The following is a 23,514-nucleotide window of genomic DNA, read 5'->3' as shown; positions in this document are numbered from 1 at the left end:
TCTATTAAATGAGCAATCTCCTTTCGTAAGAAGTTAAGTTCTATAGCAGATGATATAGATTTTAAATTTTTTGAATCTTGCATATTTGATATCTATTATGCCATTTCATGTAAATGAACTCAATAAAATTATTTCGAGAGTCTAAATAATAATAAAAAAAGGGGTTGATTTGAATGAACTTACATTCAAATCAACCCTCTGTTTTCTTAATCATGCACCAAAGTTTGGGCAATGGCTGGATTTTTTTCAACTTCATGTAGCTTATTGAATGAAGCAATAGCCACTTCAACCATTTCGTCTTTTGGCTCTTTTGTCGTTAATAGTTGCAGCCATAAACCTGGATACCCTAAGTAACGTAAAACAGGAATATCACGTACCGCGTTTGTAGCCTGTAATACTTCGAATGAGATACCTATTACAACAGGAATTAATAATATACGACTTACGAGGCGGACCCAAAGAGGATCTACTGGCACGAAGAAGTATGTAAACATTCCGACAATTACTGTGAATAAAATGAAGCTTGATCCACATCGATAGTGCAGGCGGGATTGCTTTTGTACATTCTCGACCGTCAATTCAAGACCGGCTTCATAGCAGTTAATTACTTTATGCTCTGCTCCGTGATATTGAAATACACGTTTAATTAAAGGTGTCATCGCGATAATTTGAAGGTAGGCCAATAATAAAACTAATTTAAAGCCTGTTTCGATAAAAATCTGTATTGTTTTGCCGGGGAACCAAGGTTTTAGAAATTCCGCCAGAAACATAGGTACCAATGTAAAAACAAATTTCCCGAATAGGAATGATAATACACCAATAACGGCTACCCCTAAGATCATCATTAACTTAGATGGTTCCTCACCAGCGTTTTCTTCTTCTTCACCTGGAGTAACGTCATAGCGATCTGAAGCAAATTGTAAATGCCGAGATCCAAAGCCTGCCGATTCGATTAATGCCACAACACCACGAACGAACGGAATTTTTTTCAGTTTTTGATATATAGGCTTTTTCTCTTTTTTAACATGGAAATAGTCAATTGAATCGTCATTACGACGAATCGCAGTTACCATATGATCTTTCCCGGTAAACATGACACCCTCTAAAAGGGCTTGCCCACCATATACTGGCGCATTATTACTCACTTGCTGCACACCACTCTCTAATTAAATTTCTAATTTTACACTTTAATATAGAAATGAATCTAGCCTTTTCTATGTAAAGTTTCACTTTCATATTGTACTAAATTTTGGGGAAAAGCACTATCGATTCGAATAGTTTTTTTTGCAAACGGCAATACTGAAACAAAAAAGAGGAGTTTTGATTAGAATGCATTTATTAGTAACAGCGATAGTCGCAGCACTTTTAGGGACAATTAGTTTAAAAGGGTTGCACTTTTTCAATCTCATTTCATGGCACCCTGTATCTTTTTTAAAAAAATATGAATGGTTTGAATGGACTGCCTTTGAACGATGGGCTGTTCTGTTTTTAATCCTGGTAGTATGTGTATATGTGATAACGCTTCTGGCACAGTTTTTTTTCAAGGCGCCACCTTTTTTATTTTCGCTTATTTTAGGGCTGGTTGTTGCTTTAATTTTGGAATGGCTGATATTAGACCTTCCGATTGAATTTTCATCGCTGAAAAAGCTATCCATTCCTTTTATTATTGTTGTTTTAACAATCATGCGCTTTATTGTTGAAACTGCCCAGTATAAGAAGTTATATATATTTCGCTAGGCGAAAGTATTGATGTCTGAAAAGTCTGTGATAAAATAGGGGCAGTATGAAAAAAGGGAGCGCATATTGATGAAGCTACTTATTTTAAATGGTCCAAATTTAAATCGTTTAGGAATGCGTGAACCGGAAATTTACGGAGCTGAAACATTAGACGATGTAAAGGTTAAATGCGAAGCATTGGCAAGTTCGTTTGATGCTTCAATCGATTTCCGGCAGTCTAATCATGAAGGAGTCCTCATTGACTGGATTCATGAGGCGGCTGATACAGAAGTTGATGGTATTGTTTTTAATCCTGGTGCATATACACATACAAGTATCGCGCTACGGGATGCAATTGCTTCTGTAAATGTACCGGTAATCGAAGTGCATATTTCCAATATACATGCACGGGAAGCATTTCGTCACGAATCAAAATTGGCTGCACAATGTATAGGGCAAATTTGCGGACTTGGTACATTTGGCTATGAGCTGGCCATGCGCAAGTTTTTACAACAATAAAAAGGGGAATGAAAAATCGTGAAACTAACAAAATTGAGACAGGCATTAATCGAACATAATGTAGATGCAATATTAATTACAAATGAATATAACCGTCGTTATATGACAGGCTTTACTGGAACTGCAGGAGTGGCAATCGTTTCACAAAACGACGCTGTATTTATTACTGATTTCCGATATACTGAGCAGGCCTCAGAACAAATTAAAGATTTCCGCATTGCCCAGCATACAGGACCGATTTTTGAAGAAGTAGCGAAACAAGCAGAGTTAATGGGTGTGAAATCATTGGCATTTGAAAAGGATGCGATGCATTTTGGTACATATGAAGTATATAAATCTACAGTAAAAACTGATTTTATCCCAGTTTCAGGCTTAATCGAAAAAATTCGCTTGATTAAGACTGCGGAAGAGATTAATATTATTAAGGTTGCTTGTGAAATTGCAGATGATGCATTTACACATATTTTAAAGTTCATCAAGCCTGGAATAACAGAGCTTGAGGTTTCGAATGAATTAGAATTTTACATGCGTAAACAAGGTGCTACAAGCTCTTCTTTTGATATTATTGTTGCAAGTGGTTTGCGTTCAGCATTGCCACATGGTGTCGCGACAAATAAAATTATTGAAACGGGCGATTTTGTAACCCTTGATTTTGGTGCTTACTATAATGGATACATTTCGGACATAACACGTACAATCGCTGTAGGACAACCTTCAGAGAAGTTGGTTGAAATGTACAATACTGTACTCGAGTCTCAGCTTCTAGCACTTGAAAAAGTTGGTCCAGGCATGACAGGGATCGAAGCAGATGCAGTGGCACGTGATTACTTAAAATCAAAAGGCTTAGGCGATGCATTTGGTCACTCAACAGGTCATGGTATCGGCTTGGAAGTACATGAAGGACCTGGGTTATCATTCCGATCTAATACTGTGCTAGAGCCAAATATGGTTGTAACAATTGAACCGGGTGTCTACATTCCTGGAATTGGTGGCGTTCGAATTGAGGACGATATTTTAATCACAAAATCGGGTAATGAAGTACTAACACATTCGACAAAAGAATTAATTATTTTATAATTTGGAGGAAATAATTCATGATCTCAGTAAACGATTTCCGTACAGGCTTAACAATTATCGTTGATGGTAACTTATTCCGCGTACTTGAATTCCAACACGTAAAACCAGGTAAAGGTGCTGCATTCGTACGTTCTAAATTACGTAACCTACGTAATGGTAACGTGACAGAAAAAACATTCCGTGCTGGTGAAAAAGTAGAAAAAGCGATGATCGACAACCGTAAAATGCAATATTTATATGCACAAGGTGACGAGCACGTGTTCATGGACATGGAGTCTTACGATCAAACTACTCTATCTGAAGCGCAAATAAAAGATGAGTTATTCTACTTATTAGAAAACATGGAGCTTCACATCCAATCTTACCAAGGTGAATTAATCGGTATTGAATTACCGAATACAGTTACTTTAGAAGTTGCTGAAACAGAGCCAGGTATTAAAGGTGATACAGCTTCAGGCGGTACTAAACCAGCTAAAATGGAAACGGGCTTAATGGTAAACGTGCCATTCTTCGTTAACCAAGGCGACAAACTAATCATCAACACAACTGAAGGTTCTTACGTTTCACGCGCATAATCTGCACGTGTACGTGAATTTTTGTATAGGGATACTGCATTTTATGCGGTATCTCTATTTTTTTGTGACAATCTATAGTAAAGGGAATATAAATAACCCTTTCCATCCATTAGAAATTATAGATAATTAAGGGGGGGATTAGTATAATTAAAAAAAGGGGTGGGACAATGATGAAATCAAGGTTTTCGATTGAAAAACCAATCATACAAGCACCGATGGCAGGTATTACAACTCCTGAATTTGTTGCAGCCTGTTGTGAAGCGGGAATATTAGGTTCGATTGGAGCTGGCTATTTAAATGGCGATGAGACGAAGGGATTTATTCAAAAGGTAAAATCATTAACGAATAAGCCATTTAGTGTGAATTTGTTCATCCAGGAGGAGCCTGGAATTGATGTGAGTGTCCTTCAAGATGCACGTGAGGCACTACAGCCAATTTATGATGAACTCGGCATACCAAAAATACAACGTGTTATTTCAACAGAAGTTTTCGAAGGGCAAGTTCAGGCGATTATTGATGAAGGTGTGAATATCGTATCGTTTACATTTGGCATTCCGGACGAAGATACTATTAAGAAATTGAAATCGCATGATGTGTATTTGATTGGCACAGCGACAACAATCGAAGAAGCCGTTGAGGTTGAAAAGGCAGGGCTAGATGCAGTTGTTTTACAAGGGCGGGAAGCAGGCGGTCACCGCGGCACTTTTACTGAACCTATCGAACTCATTGCTACGGCCGATTTAGTGAAGACTGTACAGGGAAAAGTATCGATTCCGATTATTGCTGCTGGAGGCATAATGACAAAAGAGCATGTAACTAGCATGTTTGACTTAGGTGCTTCATTTGTACAAGTTGGTACAGTATTATTAACGGCTCATGAGTGTGGTGCTGCAAAAACTCACAAAAATGCCATTTTGAATTCTTCACAGGAGTCCACAACATTGACTAAGGCATTTACAGGAAAATATGCACGTGGCCTGAAAAATAAATTTACTGAGCAGTTAAAGGATGCTACAGTGGCACCTTATCCTATCCAACATTATTTAACATTACATATTCGGAAAGAGAGTGCCAATCAAAATAACCCTGAATACATGTCCCTATGGATGGGGGAAAATAGCTATTTGGCTAAAGAAGGAACGATAAAAGAGATTATCGGGCATTTATATCTTTAATAGGAAAATCGCTGATGACGAAGGATAAAATCTTTCACATTGGCGTTTTTTGTGCTTAATTCATTATGAATTGCATATAGTTTCGTTAAGGAAGGAGGGCTTTATTGGAATTACAAGATGTGCTTCGTGTTGCAGGGATTGGGTTGATTATCGCACTTCTTCATTTATTCTTCGAGCATTTAGGAAAAAAAGAGTTTTCATTTTTCTTATTCTTTATTGCGTATTTATATATGACGATTGAATTAATCCGATTTTTGCGCTTGTTCTTTCAAGAGATTGTCGTATTTTTTCAATGGTTGACAGCAGTCTAGCTAAATGATTGCCTTATTTGCTAGTGTCATTTACTTAGTTCTGTTTTTATTTTTAAAACAGACAATGGACAAGTTGCACTCGATTATCGTCGTCATCGCATTTTTTATTTTTTTCCAATTTATTCTTCGCGAACAATTAATTCCACTTTGGCAGCGACTGGCCGTTATTTTTAATAGTGTTCCCTATAGTAAGGGACTATTGTTTACGGCATTGCTATTCCTGATGAATGAGTTGATCTGCCAGCTATTAGAGCAATATGAGTATGATGCATTTGCAACGCTGGTTACATTGTCCGTCCGTATGACAGCAGTTTTATATTGGATCAATCTTTTGCAACCTAAGTTTCAAGTGTTAATCCAACTATTAGAAAGGCTACAGTAATGGAAACGTTCTTTTCAATCTTTACCGAGCCGTTTCAATCTTTGTTATTTTCATTATTGCTTGTTGCAATCTACATTTTATTGTATTTGCTGTTAATTGCCCTAGTACCGAGTGAAGCCGTGTTAATAGAGCAGTTATTTATCCTGCTTTTCATTGTGGTATTTGCGCAAAATGTAGTCGATGCTTTTGTCGTGCTATATGAATTAATCGCGTTGCTTCAAAATTTTTTCATGGCTATATTACCGATTATGACGTTCATGCTGTTGACGATTCAAACAGTTTTTACAGCAATCGCCTGGAATCCTATTATTATTATATTTGTTCAAATTATTTTATTTGTCAGTACGAACATTTTAATACCAGCTCTTGTCCTCGCCCTAGTTTTCGATGTATGTACGAAAATATATCCGGCAATTTCCTTTACTAAAGCTGCAGACCTTATTCGCTCTTCCATATTGAGCGTCATGATTGCTTCTGTCGTGGCACTCACATCTATTCTTACATTATCCGGCATTGCATTTATCCAATTAAACGATGCATTAAAATCTCCTATAAAAAAATTAATAGAACAAAATATCCCTTTAATCGGAAGTCTTATTGTAGAAGGATTGTCCTTTTTCCAAAAAACCCAATCAACTGTTTCGACTTTTATTGGACTCTCCTTTTTAACAATCGTTTGGGGGGCGGCCTTTTATCCTGCAACCGTATTGCTCTTACATGCCCTGCTCTTTAAGGTGATGGGCGCAGTTGCCGAGCCTTTTACAAATATGCGCTTAAGCAGTTTGTTTGATGATGTTGGAAAGACGCTGTTTGTTTTATGTGCAGTCGCATTTTTGCTCGGCTTTGCCATTATGTTTATCGTGCTATTATTTATTTTCTTTATGCAGATGTCCATGGGAGGAAAAACGTGATTCAATTATTTCTATTTATTTTGCTGGGGAGCAGTTTGCTTGTGTTTGCAGATGAAAAGCAGTGGCAAGTCTATGTGAAGCTTGCCCTATATTTATTTGTGACAAGCACAATTCTTTCATTCTTTGCATAACCGAGTTCATTCGTTCATACATTATGTTGAAATCTAGTAGAGAAGGGGGCGCATACGCTTAATAATGTGGAAAAGAAACAAGCGAATCGTCCTATCATTTTAATCTTCATTGCCGTTGTATTTATTCTTTGTTTATTCTTTCTTCTACCACAATCAGAGAAAGGGGAAAAAAATCGCTCAAATGAAGAACAGCTCGCAAATTTATTAAGCGAAATTGATTCAGTCGGACAAGTACAGGTATATTTCCACTATGATCAACAAAGGGAACAACAGTTTTTAGCTGTAACACAACAAGAGAAACTATCAGGTGTCATTATTGTGGCACAAGGAGCAAACAGGGCCGACGTGAAAATCATGCTAAAGGAAACAGTGGGGCATGTTCTTCAAATTCCGGCGCATCGTATTCAAGTGGTACCAATGCAAATTAAGGAGGAAAATAAGTGAAAGTGAAAAAGCGAACAGTATGGTTTTTAACATTAGTAAGCCTAGTTGCGGTAATTTCTGTATTCTACATTTTTGAAGACAATACACCGAATATCTTAACTATTTTTTCTGATGAAGCTATTAATGAAACGGATATTTTAGGTGTTAACAAAGAGCTAACTCAACCAGTAAACTCAGAAAGTGATTTATTCCAGGAAGTGCGCCTTGAGCAAGCAAACAAACGAAGCCAATTGAAAGCGCAATTAACACAAAAAATTGCATCCGATGAATACAGCGCGGAAGAAAAGAATACAGCATTCAATGAAATGGATGAACTTATTAAGTTGGAGTCTTCAGAGGCAATGTTGGAAATGCTTATTAAATCAATCGGATATTCCGATGCACTTGTTCGGATTGATGAAGAAAAAGTAATGGTGACAGTAATGTCTGATGAGATTTCAAAACAGCAGGCAAGTGAAATTATGTACATCGTTCGTTCTGAATTTAATGACTATGTAAACGTACAGGTAAAGTTTGAACCTTTTAATTAATTGATCGTCTTATAAATGTAAATTACAAAGCTGTGTTATATAGCAGTTGGTTATTTATTTCTTTGTTTTAATATACATTTGTTCTGTTTTATGCCTATTTTTATGTAATTTAAAATAAAGTATTTCAAAATAGTCGGAAAAATTATAAAATAGGGTTTGTATTGTTATTACTTTTTTAAAGGGAGAGTTAAGAATGTTCAAAGTTCAAGAAATCCGAGAAATTATTAAATTAGTAGATGCATCATCTATCGACGAGTTTGTTTATGAAGCGGACGGCGCAAAGGTTAAATTAAAGAAAAAGAATGGTGTAACAGAAGTAGTAGCTCCTAAAAAAGTAGAGGAGGCACCAGTAGCGCAAGTTGCAGCACCAACTCCAACAGCGGTAGCATCAATCCCAGCACCGGCTCCTAAAGTAGAAACTCCAGCACCAGTGGAAAACGCAGCTGATTTACATAAAATCACTTCTCCAATGGTCGGAACTTTCTATCAATCTCCAAACCCTGAAGCAGCACCTTACGTAAAAGTAGGCGACAAAGTAGGCGATGAATCAATCGTTTGTATCGTAGAAGCAATGAAGTTATTCAACGAAATCGAAGCTGAAATTAAAGGTGAAATTGTAGAAATTTTAGTACAAGACGGCCAATTAGTAGAATATGGTCAACCTTTATTCCTAGTAAAAGCTGAATAAGGAGCGTAACTATCAATGAAAAAAGTATTAATCGCAAACCGTGGCGAAATTGCGGTACGTATTATCCGTGCATGTAAAGAGCTTGGTATTCAAACTGTTGCAGTATATTCAGAAGCTGACGCAGATGCGTTACACGTAAAGTTAGCGGATGAAGCATATTGCATCGGTCCTAAATTATCGAAAGATTCGTATTTAAGTTTCCCGGCTGTTTTAGGGGTAGCACAAAAAACAGGTGCTGACGGAATCCATCCCGGATATGGCTTCCTGGCGGAAAACGCAGCATTTGCAGAGGCTTGTGAAAACGCGGGTATTAAATTTATCGGTCCTTCTTCGGATGCGATTAAAATTATGGGAATTAAAGACGTTGCACGTGACACAATGGAAGCGGCAAACGTTCCTTTAGTTCCTGGTACTGGTATTGTACCGGATATCGAAACAGGTAAACAATGGGCGGCTAAAATCGGTTACCCAGTCATCATTAAAGCAACTGCTGGTGGTGGCGGTAAAGGAATCCGTGTAGCACGCACTGAAGAGGATCTTGTAAAAGGTATTGAGATCACTCAAAAAGAAGCTGCGGCTGCATTCGGCAACCCTGGTGTTTACTTGGAAAAATTCATTGAGTATTTCCGTCACTGTGAAATTCAAGTGCTTGCAGATAGTTTTGGCAATGTTGTTCATCTTGGTGAGCGTGACTGTACGGTACAACGCCGTATGCAAAAGCTAGTTGAAGAAGCGCCATCACCGGCACTTTCTGAAGAGCGTCGTGCACAAATGGGTGAAGCAGCTGTGAAAGCAGCGCTTGCTTGTAACTATGAAGGTGCAGGTACAATTGAGTTCATCTATGATTATCAGGAAGATAAATTCTACTTCATGGAAATGAACACTCGTATCCAAGTAGAGCATCCTGTAACAGAAATGATCACAGGTGTTGACTTAGTTCAGCAACAATTAAAAATTGCTTCTGGTGAAAAACTGCCATTCAAGCAAGAAGATATTAAAATCAACGGTTGGGCAATTGAGTGCCGTATTAACGCTGAAAACGCATACAAAAACTTCATGCCTTCAGCAGGTACGGTAGAAACGTATGTTGTACCAGGCGGATATGGGGTTCGTATTGATTCTGCTGTATATGCAGGCTATACAATTCCACCATATTACGATTCAATGGTAGCAAAACTGATTGTACATGCTGACACGCGTGAGGAAGCAATCGCCAAAATGGATCGTGCTTTATCAGAGTTCGAAGTAGCTGGACCTGGAATTAACACTACAATTCCATTCCACCAAGCTTTAATGAACAACGACGTATTCAAATCAGCGAAATTCAACACGAAGTTCCTTGAAGAGAATGATATTTTAGGCGTGAATGTGAAGGCTTAATCGTGGCTATGACACTATACTAACCGTTCATTGAGCGGGAAGGCTGTTCGTTTGTCTTACGAGACTATATATCATATTTATGTATAGTGGAATAGGATGCGGAATAGAATAAAAGCGGAATGCCGTAAATTTTTACCCTCTAACGAGAAATTGTTAGGGGGTTTTTCTTATCTAAAAAATGTAATCATCAAGTTAGAAATTTTTGATATAGAAAATTCACCGAGAAAGCCGACAGGAGAAAAGGTAAAGTAGAAGATCATGGACCGGCAATTATTAACCAGGACGCACCATTACTTAAAACTGATGTATACCTATAAAATTTCGCTACAATTTTTCTAAACTAGCCGATTAATTCTTCTCAATATCGTCGATTAGCATTTGCTTTAACTTTCGTTTGCGCTTGATATGCCAAATCAATCCTTTAGTTAAGTGCTTCTTAACATCAGCATCATCGGTATTAGCGATTAAAATCCGTAATTTTTTGGTGCGTACTTTATGGAGTCGTATATCGTCTAAACATTTCCTTCTTTCAATTTCATCCAAGTTAACACCTCATTTAGTTGGGTTAACATTATCATACCGCGGATACATTTACACTTATTCATGCACAGTGAAATTTGACTAGAAAGGTATTTATCCGTCTCGAATCACCTTAATTTAACGTAAAAATAATAGTAGAAACTCAATGCGTTATTAAAATTGTAGTAACGACGCAGGTTTGACAGGAAAAACTGTTGGATATTGGAAGACTATTTTATATGGTTATAATTCAGAATTCGTTTAAAAAATAGGAATGAATGAATAGATAAGAGGAAATAATGTTTAATACAGTTAATTTAAATTGATCTATAAATAATGAAATTTAATTCTGACAATAAAGAAAATTAAGACTTTATCCATATTTATGTAAAAAGATTGCAATTCACTTTATAAACGAATATTATATATAAGTTGTTTAAAAATGTTCGTGTTTTGAAAGAGGGATGCAAATGTTTCAATTAAAAGAGAATGGGACTACCGTAAAGCGTGAATTATTTGCGGGATTGACGACTTTTTTAACGATGGCTTATGTCATTATTGTCAATCCGATTATTTTATCAGCTGCCGGTGTTCCAATTGACCAAGTATTTATGGCGACTATTATCGCCGCTGTTATAGGTACAGGGTGGATGGCGCTTTGTGCAAACTATCCAATAGCTGTTGCACCAGGGATGGGGTTAAATGCATATTTCACCTACACAGTTGTCCTAACGTCAAATGGAGAAATTAGCTATATGACAGCATTTGCTGCTGTATTTGTTGCAGGTTTAATATTTATTATTATTAGCTTAACACCGTTTCGTGAAAAGCTTATCATTGCTATCCCGGAAAATTTAAAATTGGCCATTACAGCGGGTATTGGACTTTTCATAGCATTTATTGGTTTTAGAATGTCAGGGATTGTTATAGCTAACGATTCCAACTTAGTTGGATTTGGTGATGTAACTAATCCTGCAACTTTACTGACTTTTGTCGGGTTATTCGTAACAGTTGCTTTAATGGCTCGGAAAGTAAATGGCGCAATTTTTATCGGGATGATTGTGACAGCAATTATTGCGTGGTTCACAGGTCAGCTAACGATCGATAAAGTTGTGGCACTTCCTCATTTACCTGAAGGGATCATTGTATTTGATCCGGTAACTGCCATAAAAGAAGTATTTGAATATGGATTATACGGCGTAGTATTTTCATTCATTTTAGTTACATTATTTGATACAACAGGAACTTTAATCGGTGTTTCGAAGCAAGCGGGATTATTGAAGGATGGGAAGTTACCTCGTGCCCGCAAAGCGCTTATTTCTGATTCACTGGCTACAACAGTTGGTGCGATGTTCGGTACTAGCCCTTCAACAGCGTATTTGGAATCAGGCTCTGGTGTAGCTGTTGGTGGCCGTACAGGTTTAACGGCGTTAACAGTTGCTGTACTATTTATCTTCGCTTCATTTTTCGGTCCACTTGTCAGCTCCTTATCTGGTGTTGCGGCAATTACGTCACCGGCGCTGATTATTGTAGGAAGTCTAATGATTAGTGTTGTAAAGCACATAAATTGGGATGAAATAGAAGATGCATTTCCTGCGTTTTTAGTTATTTTATCGATGCCGTTAACTTCAAGCATTTCAACAGGGATTGCTTTAGGATTTATCAGTTATCCACTTATTATGCTAATTAAAGGTCGTGGACGTGCAGTACATCCACTTGTTTATATATTTGCGATTTTATTTGTATTACAGTTAGCTTATTTACCACACTAAATTTAAGAAAAGTGTTGTTTCTTTTGAAACAACACTTTTTTGTTTTTGAAATACAATTTCTTACCATTATTTAATTGGATTTAATTCACTTAAAATTGAGTACATTTTTTTTACGTTTCTCTAAATACTAACAAAGAGTAAATTAATGAAGGAAGTGATAATGTGTCAAGAAAGAGAATTAAAAGAATTGCGTTTATTTCATTTTTAGTCCTTTTATTTTTATTTGCGGCATTCTATGTTTTCCATACTCTCGGGGCAACGAATGCAAAATCTTTAGAAAAGGGACGCCAGTATTATGAGGAGACAGGACATATTATTTGGGATATAAAAACAGATGAAAAAGTTGTTGCACTTACATTTGATGATGGGCCACACCCAAAGTATACTGAGCAGATCTTGGATTTGCTCGAACAATATGAAGCGAAGGGAACTTTTTTCATCGTGGGACAGCACGCTGAAAAAACTCCCGAAGTTGTGCTTCGCATGTCTGAAGAAGGACATGAAATTGCAAATCACACATTTACCCATCCGAATTCAAAATCAGTCTCCCGCATTGTAGAGGAAATTAATCAAACATCGGATGTTATTTTTAGTATTACGGGAGAAAAGCCAAATTTATTTCGACCAGTTGAAGGATACTATACGGAGGATATTGTAAATGAAGTCGTAAAAAACGGCTATAAGATTGTGATGTGGTCTTGGCATCAGGATACGGAAGACTGGAAAGAACCAGGTGTTAATAAAATTGTCAACACAGTGTTAAAAGGACTAAAGAATGGCGATGTCATATTGTTTCATGATGGTGGAGGAAATCGGGAGCAAACGGTAAAATCATTAGAGAAAATCCTGCCTGAACTTAAAGAAGACGGATATAAATTTATTACGATTTCCCAAATGCTTCATTTACAAAATGAAGAAAAGCACCAAATTGTAGAGGAGTGAGGGAAATATGTACCGACTTGCAATAATTGTTTCGACCGCATTCTTATGGACTTTTACACCAATAGCACAAGCATCTTCGGAAGCCGGTAATCCACCGACGAAAGAGGAATTGGTGCAAAAAAGAATGAGTTATTATATGAAGCACGAAAATGTATTGATGCCATGGTATTATTTAGCGGCCGTTGATCAATTTGAGCGCAATATCCAGGAGGTTCGAACGGATATACCGATACGCGAATCGGTCATTGCTATTCAATTTTCAGATGAATTTTGGTCCGGGGCTTTGAATCCAGCCGAAAATGATACATCACCACTTTCCATTGCCTATTTTAAAGGGTTGGGAATTGATGGTGATGGGGACGGAATTGCGGATAAACAGAATGATGAGGATGTATTGCTATCCATGGCCAACTATTTAAGACAGTATGGCTACGGTGAGGATAATTTTAAATTGGCTTTATGGGATTATTATAAAAATGAAATATCGGTCAATCAAATAGTTGTATTGGCGAAATTGTATGAGAAGTTTAGAACAATTGAACTGGACCAGCATACGTTTCCAATCATGCTTGGAGCAGACTATAGTTATAGAGGTACATGGGGAGCCAATCGAGGATGGGGTGGAAGGCGAAACCATGAAGGAACGGATATATTTGCTCCTTACAATACCCCTGTACTTTCTGCTTCCTACGGTGTAGTGGAAGTGATGGGATGGAATCAATTTGGAGGTTGGCGTATTGGAATTCGAGATAATCATAATTCATATCACTACTATGCACACCTAGGCTCTTTTGAAAAAGGCTTACAGGAAGGTGATATTGTAAAAACTGGACAAGTTATAGGATATGTTGGAAGTACTGGGTACGGAAAAGAAGGTACAGCAGGGAAATTTCCTCCGCATCTCCATTATGGAATTTATAAATTCAATGGGCGGACAGAATGGGCGTTTGATCCTTATCCTGCCCTTACTAAATGGGAAAAAGAAGCGAAAAACGCCAAAAAATAAAGCGGTGGAAGTTCATTATACTTATTATTTACACCCTTCCTTACCTATAAAAGTAACGGTACTAAAAGAAAATTTCTGAATAGACTAGACAATCTTTGCTTTTATAGATAGGGGAAATAAAATGAAAAAATGGATTATTTACTTCTTTATAAGTGTAAGCATTTTATCGGGTTGCCAACCGAATTTGCAGGCAAAGGATAAGGGAGATAATGAAAAAAATAAACCAGTTTTGGACGTAGTAACCGATTTCCAGTTATCTACTTCTGAAATCGCTGCGGGGGAACAACAGTTCATCTATCCTGTTGTGATTACTTTAATTGATCCGAGAACTTTACAAATTGTTAAATCTTTTTCTCCTCAATTGCTTGGTTTCGGGGTGGATGATAAATTGTACCAAAACAAAGTTGAAGAAATAGCAAGGAAGTTGGCTAGAGGTACGAAGGATATCCCTGGATATGATCAACAAATGGAATTGGATAGAGTGGACGTTAACGGTGATATTGTCAAAGGGAATCCGGGAATCCTTTTAAAGGAAAGTGAATTAGTGGAAAAAATAATTGCTTCTTCATATAAAGGCGAAGATATTTTTTTGCCCTTATATTTGCTAGAGAGTAATTATAACGCTGAGGACATTCCCTTAATGAATGATGTTACTGTTGCTTCATTTACAACATATTTCTCCTCGTCTGAAACAGGGAGAAGCAGAAATATCGAGCTTTCCGCAAATGCGCTCGACAACATAATAGTAGGGGATGGGGACACCTTCTCATTCAATACAATGGTTGGTGAACGATCGGTGTCAAAGGGCTACCAACCGGCCCCGGAAATTATCAATAAGCAGCTTGTAATGGGTATTGGCGGAGGGATTTGCCAAACGTCATCCACATTATTCAATGCGGTGGATCAACTTGGAGTTAAAATGAAAGAAAGGCACCATCATTCTCTAAACATCGGCTATGTTCCCACCGGTAGAGACGCAACGGTTTCATATGGTACCTTGGATTTTAAATTCCAAAATAATAGCGGGGCGCCGTTTTTAATTAGAACGTTTTATTCGAAAAACACGCTTACCATTGAAATACGGACTACACATCAATATAAGGAAGTATTAAAAAAGTCTTAATATATGGGCTGCTCTCAACTCGGGAGTAGCTTTTTATTTTGTCACCGGTGTACCTTGATGAAAAAACATACGCCATGTTCCATTTTCATTGCGCCAAAGTGAGCTTCGATTTTGTTGTTTACCATTTGTTAGATTTATTGTGATGAACCTTGTTTGAACTATATCGTCCGTAAGTAGTAGCGCTTCAAAGTCAGTGACGTCATAATAGATTTTGTTAATACCTTGTTCGGTTACATTTTCAAGTAGAAATTTTTTATCCATAATGCCACCAGAGGAACCAAATTCTTTGAAATCTTCGCTTAAATAAGCTGTAAAATCACGCTTACGGTAAAGCATGAGCTGTTGTTCTAACTGTAAAAACTGTTCCTTTAATGATTTCATTACGATACCTCCGTTTTAATGCTGAATAGTTGAGCATATTGTTTGTAAGGAAATAATACGAATTTATGAACTGATAATCAAGATATAAAACGGGAAAAGACTAAAAATTCCGGAAATCTTATTGTATTAGTCAAACCATTTCACTACATGGTATGATTTTGATTTAATGTTATAAAGAAGGTGAAGATATGTGGGAATCGATTAAATGGTTAATACCGTCTGTTACTGTACCTACATTACCAGATGCATTAGCTGCTGCTGCGATTTTAATCGTTGGTATACTTATCATCCGATTAATTATTCGCCCGCTTCTATTTAAAATAGCGGATTTGTTAAATAAAAAAGGTCATCCGGTAATGAGTGATATTGCAAAGAGCGTATATCCATCATTACGTAATGCGCTTATTTTCAGTTTAATTGTAATAGCAGTATCGCTTTTAGTGGAAGTATGGCTATTTGACAATGAAAAGCTAAGTATTTATATTGATTCGGTTTATGTGTTTTTTGCATTTTATGCACTTTATGATGTGTTAAGTTTTTATTTGAAAAATCCACATCGTTTTGAAACGGGGAAAGACCAGGATATTTTAACACCATTTTTCTTGCGGATTAGTAAAGTTGCTGTTATGACTATTGCAATGTTTACAATTGCTTCATTGTGGAATTTTAATTTAAATGGGTTTTTAACAGCACTTGGATTAACCGGGGTAGCGCTGGCTTTTGGTATTCGTGATACGCTGGCTCATATTTTTGGCGGGATGAGTGTTGCGCTAGATAAACCATTTCAAGTTGGCGATTGGGTAATGTCCAGTGACGAAAAAATTGATGGGACAATTGAAGATATTAATTTACGAAGTACACTTATTCAAACGTCCGATAAAGGTCTGGTCTATGTACCGAACTCCTATTTGGTGAATCGCCCTATATACAATTTATCAAAACGCACACAGCGGAAAGTAGAGCATTACTTATTTCTTTCAAATGACAATAGCGAGGAGACAATTGTTAAGTTCATTGAAAGATTACGTAAGCAGATTTCACTGCATCCGAAGACATCAAAAAATGTCATCCATGTAGCAATGGATGAGCTTAGGCCGAATAGTTGTCGTATTCTCATCCGTTATTTTGTCGATACGAATGACTCGGAGATTATGCTGAAAGTAAGACAGGATATATTATTTGCTGCAAAGCATTATTGTGAGGAGTACGACGTTAAACTAGTAGACCCAAACCAGGGGCAATTTGTTTGGAATGACTGAGAATAAACATTCCTGTTAGAAAAAGTGGCGTATCCATTCTACATGAAGTGTATAATTGTAGTATACTGAACATAAGGATTTAAAGTAAAAGCGTTAGAAATCCATTAGTTTACATAAGAGAGGATGTATCGCAAATGGCTGAGAAACAACATGTAGCATTTGTTCAACCTACACCAGTTGGCAAAGAAGAGCTAGGAAAGATTGAAGTAGCGCCAGAAGTAATTGAAGTAATTGCAGGTATAGCTGCAACGGAAGTAGAAGGAATCGCAGCAACACGCGGAAATTTCGCATCAGGTGTTGCCGAGCGTTTCGGTAAAAAAGTACATTCTAAAGGGATTAAATCGGCTATGTCAGAAGAGGGTAATATTGTCATCGATGTCTTCTGCACGGTGAAATATGGCTTTGCAATTCCAAAAGTAGCAAAAGATGTACAAACAACGATTCGTCAAGCTATTCTAAATATGACAGCTATTGAAACGAGTGAAGTGAATATCCATATTACGGGTGTTCAGTTCGAAAATACAAAAGACGCAGAATAATAATATTATGAACCAAGTGACCGAGCTTATTTTCCAATAAAGCTCGGTTTTTTGTTGTGCACGTCCAAATATGCATTGTTGAACTCATTTTTTCCTGCTTTTATGAATTTATGTGTAGGGACAGGGTAAAAATAGGGTATAGAATAACAGTTTTGTATAGTTAGGAGGAAACGTTAATGGGAAACTTTTCAGCAACAGCTAGAGAACAAATGAAAAAAGTATTCCAAGAAGAAACGTTTGATCTTTTTGTGATAGGAGGCGGCATTACAGGGGCAGGTATTGCGCTTGATGCTGCAACACGAGGATTGAAGGTAGGATTGGCAGAAATGCAAGATTTTGCAGAAGGAACGAGTAGCCGTTCAACGAAGCTTGTGCATGGAGGATTGCGCTATTTGAAGCAATTTGAAATTAAGGAAGTAGCACAACTAGGACGTGAAAGAGCAATTGTATATGAAAATGGGCCTCATGTGACGACACCTGTATGGATGCTGCTGCCGTTTCACAAAGGTGGGACGTTCGGTACATTCTCAACGGCGCTTGGTTTGAAAGTATACGATATTTTAGCGAGCGTTAAAAAGGATGAAAGAAGATTTATGCTTTCTGCAGATGAGACTATTGCCCGCGAACCACTTATTAAAAAGGATGGTTTACTTGGAGGGGGAGTCTATGTGGAATATCGAACAGACGATTCCCGGCTTACAATTGAAGTGATGAAGGCGGCAGCCGCTAATGGAGCAATGGCAATGAATTATTTGAAAGTGGTTGGATTTGAATCAACTAACTTAGCCTTTTCCACAGTAAAGGTAGAAGATCAATTAACGGGTGACCAATATGCCATTAAAGCAAAGAAGGTAGTAAATGCGGCAGGTCCTTGGGTGGATGACGTACGAAAATTAGATGGAGAGTTCAATAATAAACACCTTATTTTATCGAAAGGTGTCCATCTTGTTTTTGACGAGGAAGATTTCCCGTTACAGCAGGCTATTTATTTTGATACGGAAAATGACGGAAGAATGATTTTTGCGATTCCCCGCGATGGAAAAACTTATGTAGGGACAACGGATACTTTTTATGATGGTGATCCAAAGGATATGGATATTACAAAAGAAGACCGTCAATATATTTTGGATGCGATTCATTATATGTTCCCTCAATTGCAAATAACTGAAGAAAAAATAGAGTCCGCTTGGGCAGGTGTCCGACCACTTATTCATGAAGAAGGGAAAGCTCCTTCCGAAATTTCAAGGAAAGATGAAATATGGCAGTCTGAAAGCGGGCTTATTACAATTGCCGGTGGGAAACTGACAGGTTACCGGAAAATGGCTGAAAAAATTGTGGACTTAGTTGTTTCACAGCTAAATGAGGAATATCAGCAGTCATACGGGAAGTCCATTACAAAGAATCTCCCTATTTCAGGCGGAGATATGAGTGGCTCTAAATATTTTGAACGATTTGTCAGTAAGCGTACTATAATGGGACAGCAATATGGGTTAACAGAAGATCAAAGCCGCTATTTAGCGAAGTTTTACGGAACGAATGTCGATAAGGTATTTCATTATATCTCACAGGCTAAAGGAGATTTACCGCCCATTGTATATGGTCAGCTTTATTATGCGATGAATGAGGAATTTGCATGTACCCCTACAGACTTCTTTATTCGCAGAACGGGTGCGCTACTATTTAATATAGATTTGGTAAGACGCTATAAAGAAACCGTAATAAATGAAATGGCCGAATATTTGAACTGGACAGAAAATCAAAAGCAGTACCAAATACAACAACTCGAAAACGAACTAAAAAACGTAACAATATCCAACAAATAGAGGTGGAGTGAATGTCGACATTTTTAGCTGAACTCGTAGGTACGATGATATTAATTGTATTAGGTGGTGGAGTTGTTGCCGGCTCTTTGTTAAAATTTTCTAAAGCCGAAAATGGCGGTTGGGTCCTCATTACGATTGCCTGGGGTTTTGCTGTGGCAATTGCAGCATACACTGTTGGAGGGATTAGCGGTGCTCATATAAATCCGGCATTAACTATTGCGTTCGCGACAATTGGCGAATTACCATGGACTGATGTTCCGATGTATATACTTGCTCAATTAATAGGCGCTATCATTGGGGCAGTGATTGTTTACTTTGCGTATTTGCCGCATTGGTCAAAAACAGAAGATGCAGATGCCAAGCTATCCGTATTCGCAACAATACCCGCTATTCGTCACCCCTTATCAAATATTGTTACGGAAATGATTGGCACGTTCATATTATTGTTAGGGATTTTGGCGCTCGGTGGCAATTCACTGGCAGATGGAATTAATCCACTGCTTGTAGGGATAATTGTTATGGCTATTGGTATGAGTTTAGGTGGACCTACTGGATATGCAATAAATCCGGCACGTGATTTAGGTCCACGTATTGCCCATTTTTTACTGCCCATTCCAAATAAGAGAGACTCAGATTGGTCATATGCTTTTGTACCAATTTTCGGTCCGATTATAGGAGGGGTAACAGGCGCATTATTTTACAAACAATTCTTTTTGAATGAAAGTACAGTGACATTTTGGGTATTTGCTGCATTGTTTATTGTCATTTGTATTGCAGCTTTCATTACACAACCGAAATCCACTACAAAGGAGATTACATGATGGAAAAATATATTATGTCATTGGATCAGGGTACGACAAGCTCGCGTGCTATTTTGTTCAACAAAAAAGGAGAGATTGTTCATGTAGCACAACAGGAATTCAGACAGTACTTTCCGAAATCAGGATGGGTTGAACATAATGCAAAGGAAATCTGGAGTTCAATCTTAGCTGTAATTGCGAAAGTGCTTTCCGAAAATAATATAAAGTCTACCCAAATTGAAGGGGTCGGTATTACAAACCAACGTGAGACGACTGTTGTATGGGATAAACATACAGGGGAACCGGTCTATAATGCGATTGTGTGGCAATCACGCCAAACTGTAGGAATTTGCGATGAATTAAGAGAAGCCGGACACGATACTCTTTTCCGCGATAAGACCGGACTTCTTTTGGATGCTTATTTTTCCGGAACAAAAGTGAAATGGATTTTGGATAATGTAGAAGGTGCAAGGGAAAAAGCCGAAGCGGGCGACCTATTATTCGGAACGATAGATACATGGATTATATGGCAGCTGACAGAAGGTGCGGTTCATGTAACGGACTATTCAAATGCTTCCCGTACGTTAATGTACAATATTTATGAACTGAAGTGGGATGAACAGCTTCTTGAAATATTAGGTGTACCACAATCGATGCTACCTGAAGTCAAACCGTCCTCTGAAGTATACGGAGTAATTTCCGGTAATCACTTCTTCGGTCATCAAGTGCCGATTGCGGGTATAGCGGGTGATCAGCAGGCTGCTTTATTCGGTCAGGCCTGTTATGAGAAGGGTATGGTGAAAAACACATACGGAACTGGATGCTTTATGCTTATGAATACCGGAGAAGAAGCGGTGAAATCAGAACATGGACTGTTAACAACGATTGCTTGGGGCTACGACGGGAAAGTAACATATGCACTAGAAGGAAGTATTTTTGTGGCAGGTTCAGCTATCCAGTGGTTACGCGATGGTCTGCGTATGTTCAGGAAATCTTCTGAAAGTGAAGCATATGCCAAGCGAGTGGAAGATACGGAAGGTGTCTATGTCGTACCCGCTTTTGTAGGGTTGGGAACCCCTTATTGGGATAGCGAAGTGCGCGGAGCTGTATTTGGTTTGACTCGTGGAACATCGAAGGAACACTTTATTCGTGCAACATTGGAATCGCTCGCTTACCAAACACGTGATGTACTGTCGGCGATGGAATCCGATTCAATGATTAAACTAAAAATGCTGCGAGTAGATGGTGGTGCTGTAATGAATGACTTTTTAATGCAGTTTCAATCCGATATACTCAACGTGCCGGTTGAGCGTCCTTCAATAAATGAGACTACCGCACTTGGCGCAGCCTACTTGGCCGGTTTAGCTGTCGGATTCTGGGAAAATACTGACGAAGTCCAACAACATAGACAGCTTGATCGTCAATTCGAACCGAAAATGGATGAAGAAAAACGTGAAAAGTTATTTACCGGCTGGCATAAAGCAATAAAAGCTGCCCAGGCATTTAAATAAGGGGCTGTCAGTCTCATACCTTTTCCGAATTATGCTATAATATGTCATAGTCTAGTTGAGGAGTTAATAAACATGAGTAAAGATTATATTCGTATGGCAAATGAAGAGGATTTAACCTTAATAACCGCCTACTTTAAACAAGCATTAGCGCATTATGAAGAGGTAGGGGAGTTAATGGCGATGCAGGACATCCGATATTTCCTGGAAAATATGGAGCATTTTCAGTTCTTTGTACTAAAGGAATCGATAGAGCAAATTACTTACCTATTTGAATTCCCAGGTTCGGAAAACGACAAGCGTGAAACCGGTACACTGATGATTCCGCTTCAGAACAATTAGTAATTTGAAATCTTGTATATAAAGTATAGGAACGACATGTTGTTTTACTTAAACATGTCGTTTTTTTAGCGCAAATTTCACCATTTTAAGATAGTTTACACAAATCTCTTTTTACCGCCAAAAAATTTCGGTCAAACTGTGCTATGCCTTGCAAAATATGCTATGATAACAAGTAATGCTACTTATGAAGGAGAGCTTTAATTTATGAAACGAACAGAGGCGCGCCAAAAAGCGTTGCAAGCTTTGTTTCAGTTAGACAGCACAGAACTTTCAATAGAAGAGGCGATTGGTCATGTTCTTGAAGAAGAACAAAAATCGAATGCCTTTTTGGAACAATTAGTTCGTGGGACAACTGAAAACTTGGAAGCAATTGACCAAGCGCTAGAAAAAAACTTGGAAAAATGGACGATTAGCCGTCTACCAAAAATTGAGAGAACTGTACTGCGATTAGCCGTATACGAATTATTGTATGAGGCAGAAACACCAAACAAAGTTGTAATGAATGAAGCAATTGAGCTTTGCAAAACATTCAGTGACGAAAAATCAAGCAAGTTCGTCAATGGTGTACTTTCGAAATTTACTGAGCAATAAATCAATAAATGTATACAAATCTATAAAGATTAATATATGAGATTTAAATTGGTTGGTTGTCAATAATTTTGGTGACCTTCCAAATTGTCGTGATCACTGGAAGGAGTAACAACATGTCAAGTATAATTATCAATGGTAAAGAAATCGGTCAGGAAATTCGAACAGGAGTTGCGGCACGTGTCCAGGTGCTTAAAGCAAAAGGGGTAACACCTGGATTAGCAGTTATTTTAGTGGGGGATAACCCGGCTTCAAAAACATATGTTGCCAACAAGCAAAAGTCTTGTGAGCAAATTGGTATGTTTTCAGACTTAATCAAACTCCCGGAAGATATTTCCGAACAAGCTTTACTTCAACAAATTCGTGAATTAAACAATCGTAAAGATATTCACGGTATTCTTGTTCAACTCCCTTTACCGAAGCATATCGATGAAGATAAAGTTATCCAAACAATTTCCCCGGAAAAAGACGTGGACGGTTTCTCGCCGATTAGCGTAGGGAAAATGATGTTAGGACAGGATACATACTTGCCATGTACACCTTACGGGGTGATGAAATTACTTGAACACTCCGGAATTGATGTTGCCGGAAAGCATGCGGTCATCGTAGGTCGTAGCCATATCGTTGGGAAGCCAATGGGGCAACTACTACTACAAAAAGATGCAACCGTTACATATACTCATTCAAAAACACCTGATTTGCCATCTTTCACGAAACAAGCGGATATTTTAATCGCAGCAGTTGGCCGTGCGAACTTTATTACAAGTGAGCACATTAAAGAAGGTGCGGTTATTATTGATGTTGGGATTAACCGTGATGAAGAAAATCATTTATGCGGAGACGTGAACTTTGATGATGTTCAGGGAATCGCTTCTCATATTACACCAGTGCCAGGCGGTGTAGGTCCAATGACTATTACAATGCTATTGGAAAATACAGTGCAGGCAGCTGAAAAAGAGTTAGAACGTCAAGCGGAATAATCTAACTTCAAAAATCACGATTTTGACGTAGATCAAAATCGTGTTTTTTCGCTTAAATAGGCAATAATTAAATATAATAATGAGTTGAATGTT

The 23,514-nt window shown here is 37.9% G+C and carries 28 protein-coding genes; 25 read left to right on the top strand and 3 right to left on the bottom strand.

The window, feature by feature from the left end; genetic code table 11:
* Window positions 1–206 precede the first annotated feature (206 nt).
* A complete protein-coding gene (locus H9635_RS09710; protein ID WP_225231271.1) occupies window positions 207–1,094 on the bottom strand; it encodes a DUF1385 domain-containing protein in 888 nt (295 codons plus the stop codon).
* Window positions 1,095–1,329: 235 nt separating this feature from the next.
* Between H9635_RS09710 and H9635_RS09705 the strand changes: the two genes are divergently transcribed.
* From H9635_RS09705 to accC, 13 genes are all read left to right on the top strand, one after another.
* Window positions 1,330–1,737: a DNA helicase gene (locus H9635_RS09705; protein WP_191700026.1), complete on the top strand. Its 408-nt coding sequence runs from the start codon at window positions 1,330–1,332 to the stop codon at window positions 1,735–1,737.
* Window positions 1,738–1,806: 69 nt separating this feature from the next.
* On the top strand, window positions 1,807–2,235 hold the full coding sequence (gene aroQ / locus H9635_RS09700) for a type II 3-dehydroquinate dehydratase (RefSeq protein WP_191700024.1): 429 nt from the start codon (window positions 1,807–1,809) through the stop codon (window positions 2,233–2,235).
* Between the two features lie 15 nt (window positions 2,236–2,250).
* Window positions 2,251–3,312, top strand: coding sequence for a M24 family metallopeptidase (locus H9635_RS09695; protein WP_191700444.1), 1,062 nt, complete (start codon window positions 2,251–2,253; stop codon window positions 3,310–3,312).
* 17 nt (window positions 3,313–3,329) lie between these two features.
* Window positions 3,330–3,887: an elongation factor P gene (efp, locus tag H9635_RS09690; protein ID WP_191700023.1), complete on the top strand. Its 558-nt coding sequence runs from the start codon at window positions 3,330–3,332 to the stop codon at window positions 3,885–3,887.
* Between the two features lie 170 nt (window positions 3,888–4,057).
* Window positions 4,058–5,062, top strand: coding sequence for an NAD(P)H-dependent flavin oxidoreductase (locus tag H9635_RS09685; RefSeq protein WP_263617022.1), 1,005 nt, complete (start codon window positions 4,058–4,060; stop codon window positions 5,060–5,062).
* A gap of 104 nt (window positions 5,063–5,166) precedes the next feature.
* A complete protein-coding gene (locus H9635_RS09680; protein WP_008404269.1) occupies window positions 5,167–5,373 on the top strand; it encodes a hypothetical protein in 207 nt (68 codons plus the stop codon).
* A 4-nt stretch (window positions 5,374–5,377) separates the two neighbouring features.
* Complete coding sequence (locus H9635_RS09675) at window positions 5,378–5,755, top strand: pyruvate formate-lyase (RefSeq protein WP_191700019.1); 378 nt, start codon at window positions 5,378–5,380, stop codon at window positions 5,753–5,755.
* Entirely contained in the window at window positions 5,755–6,666 is a 912-nt protein-coding gene (locus H9635_RS09670; protein ID WP_191700018.1) for a stage III sporulation protein AE, read from the top strand. The genes H9635_RS09675 and H9635_RS09670 overlap by 1 nt, the downstream gene beginning before the upstream one ends.
* Entirely contained in the window at window positions 6,663–6,797 is a 135-nt protein-coding gene (locus H9635_RS19375; protein ID WP_263617017.1) for a hypothetical protein, read from the top strand. The genes H9635_RS09670 and H9635_RS19375 overlap by 4 nt, the downstream gene beginning before the upstream one ends.
* A gap of 66 nt (window positions 6,798–6,863) precedes the next feature.
* The gene (locus H9635_RS09665; RefSeq protein WP_191700016.1) at window positions 6,864–7,241 is read left to right on the top strand and encodes a hypothetical protein; all 378 of its coding nucleotides are present in this window, start codon (window positions 6,864–6,866) and stop codon (window positions 7,239–7,241) included.
* Window positions 7,238–7,771, top strand: a complete 534-nt coding sequence (locus tag H9635_RS09660) for a SpoIIIAH-like family protein (protein ID WP_191700014.1) — start codon at window positions 7,238–7,240, stop codon at window positions 7,769–7,771. Before H9635_RS09665 ends, H9635_RS09660 begins: the two co-directional genes overlap by 4 nt.
* 193 nt (window positions 7,772–7,964) lie before the next feature.
* On the top strand, window positions 7,965–8,459 hold the full coding sequence (gene accB / locus H9635_RS09655) for an acetyl-CoA carboxylase biotin carboxyl carrier protein (RefSeq protein ID WP_191700012.1): 495 nt from the start codon (window positions 7,965–7,967) through the stop codon (window positions 8,457–8,459).
* 15 nt (window positions 8,460–8,474) lie between these two features.
* Window positions 8,475–9,839 (top strand): acetyl-CoA carboxylase biotin carboxylase subunit, encoded by a 1,365-nt coding sequence (gene accC / locus H9635_RS09650; RefSeq protein ID WP_191700010.1) that lies wholly within the window; start codon window positions 8,475–8,477, stop codon window positions 9,837–9,839.
* 348 nt (window positions 9,840–10,187) lie between these two features.
* Here accC and H9635_RS09645 read toward each other — a convergent pair whose 3' ends face one another.
* Window positions 10,188–10,382, bottom strand: coding sequence for a hypothetical protein (locus tag H9635_RS09645; RefSeq protein ID WP_191700009.1), 195 nt, complete (start codon window positions 10,380–10,382; stop codon window positions 10,188–10,190).
* A gap of 446 nt (window positions 10,383–10,828) precedes the next feature.
* Here H9635_RS09645 and H9635_RS09640 point away from each other — a divergent pair, with 446 nt between their 5' ends.
* The 4 genes from H9635_RS09640 to H9635_RS09625 all read left to right on the top strand — a co-directional run bounded on the left by H9635_RS09640 (window position 10,829) and on the right by H9635_RS09625 (window position 15,201).
* Window positions 10,829–12,130 carry an NCS2 family permease gene (locus tag H9635_RS09640; protein ID WP_191700007.1) on the top strand — a complete coding sequence of 434 codons (1,302 nt, stop codon included), beginning with the start codon at window positions 10,829–10,831 and terminating at the stop codon, window positions 12,128–12,130.
* 162 nt (window positions 12,131–12,292) lie between these two features.
* Entirely contained in the window at window positions 12,293–13,072 is a 780-nt protein-coding gene (locus tag H9635_RS09635) for a polysaccharide deacetylase family protein (protein ID WP_191700005.1), read from the top strand.
* Between the two features lie 7 nt (window positions 13,073–13,079).
* A complete protein-coding gene (locus H9635_RS09630; protein WP_191700003.1) occupies window positions 13,080–14,078 on the top strand; it encodes a M23 family metallopeptidase in 999 nt (332 codons plus the stop codon).
* Between the two features lie 121 nt (window positions 14,079–14,199).
* The gene (locus H9635_RS09625) at window positions 14,200–15,201 is read left to right on the top strand and encodes a VanW family protein (RefSeq protein ID WP_191700001.1); all 1,002 of its coding nucleotides are present in this window, start codon (window positions 14,200–14,202) and stop codon (window positions 15,199–15,201) included.
* A gap of 33 nt (window positions 15,202–15,234) precedes the next feature.
* Here H9635_RS09625 and H9635_RS09620 read toward each other — a convergent pair whose 3' ends face one another.
* The gene (locus H9635_RS09620) at window positions 15,235–15,582 is read right to left on the bottom strand and encodes a nuclear transport factor 2 family protein (RefSeq protein ID WP_191700000.1); all 348 of its coding nucleotides are present in this window, start codon (window positions 15,580–15,582) and stop codon (window positions 15,235–15,237) included.
* 188 nt (window positions 15,583–15,770) lie between these two features.
* On the opposite strand from H9635_RS09620, the gene H9635_RS09615 reads away from it, so the two are divergent.
* The 8 genes from H9635_RS09615 to folD all read left to right on the top strand — a co-directional run bounded on the left by H9635_RS09615 (window position 15,771) and on the right by folD (window position 23,421).
* Window positions 15,771–16,841, top strand: a complete 1,071-nt coding sequence (locus H9635_RS09615) for a mechanosensitive ion channel family protein (RefSeq protein WP_191699999.1) — start codon at window positions 15,771–15,773, stop codon at window positions 16,839–16,841.
* 134 nt (window positions 16,842–16,975) lie between these two features.
* Window positions 16,976–17,380, top strand: a complete 405-nt coding sequence (locus H9635_RS09610; protein WP_191699997.1) for an Asp23/Gls24 family envelope stress response protein — start codon at window positions 16,976–16,978, stop codon at window positions 17,378–17,380.
* Window positions 17,381–17,556: 176 nt separating this feature from the next.
* The gene (locus tag H9635_RS09605) at window positions 17,557–19,203 is read left to right on the top strand and encodes a glycerol-3-phosphate dehydrogenase/oxidase (RefSeq protein ID WP_191699996.1); all 1,647 of its coding nucleotides are present in this window, start codon (window positions 17,557–17,559) and stop codon (window positions 19,201–19,203) included.
* An 11-nt stretch (window positions 19,204–19,214) separates the two neighbouring features.
* On the top strand, window positions 19,215–20,024 hold the full coding sequence (locus H9635_RS09600; protein ID WP_191699994.1) for an MIP/aquaporin family protein: 810 nt from the start codon (window positions 19,215–19,217) through the stop codon (window positions 20,022–20,024).
* Complete coding sequence (glpK, locus tag H9635_RS09595; protein WP_191699992.1) at window positions 20,024–21,514, top strand: glycerol kinase GlpK; 1,491 nt, start codon at window positions 20,024–20,026, stop codon at window positions 21,512–21,514. Before H9635_RS09600 ends, glpK begins: the two co-directional genes overlap by 1 nt.
* 72 nt (window positions 21,515–21,586) lie before the next feature.
* Entirely contained in the window at window positions 21,587–21,853 is a 267-nt protein-coding gene (locus tag H9635_RS09590; protein WP_191699990.1) for an aminopeptidase, read from the top strand.
* 204 nt (window positions 21,854–22,057) lie between these two features.
* Window positions 22,058–22,444: a transcription antitermination factor NusB gene (gene nusB, locus H9635_RS09585; RefSeq protein WP_191699988.1), complete on the top strand. Its 387-nt coding sequence runs from the start codon at window positions 22,058–22,060 to the stop codon at window positions 22,442–22,444.
* A 113-nt stretch (window positions 22,445–22,557) separates the two neighbouring features.
* On the top strand, window positions 22,558–23,421 hold the full coding sequence (folD, locus tag H9635_RS09580; protein ID WP_191699987.1) for a bifunctional methylenetetrahydrofolate dehydrogenase/methenyltetrahydrofolate cyclohydrolase FolD: 864 nt from the start codon (window positions 22,558–22,560) through the stop codon (window positions 23,419–23,421).
* Window positions 23,422–23,514 lie beyond the last annotated feature (93 nt).

Source organism: Solibacillus faecavium, from assembly GCF_014836905.1.
GTDB lineage: Bacteria > Bacillota > Bacilli > Bacillales_A > Planococcaceae > Solibacillus > Solibacillus faecavium.
Note: the sequence above shows the minus strand (reverse complement) of the source record. Positions and strands in the feature narration are given on the sequence as shown.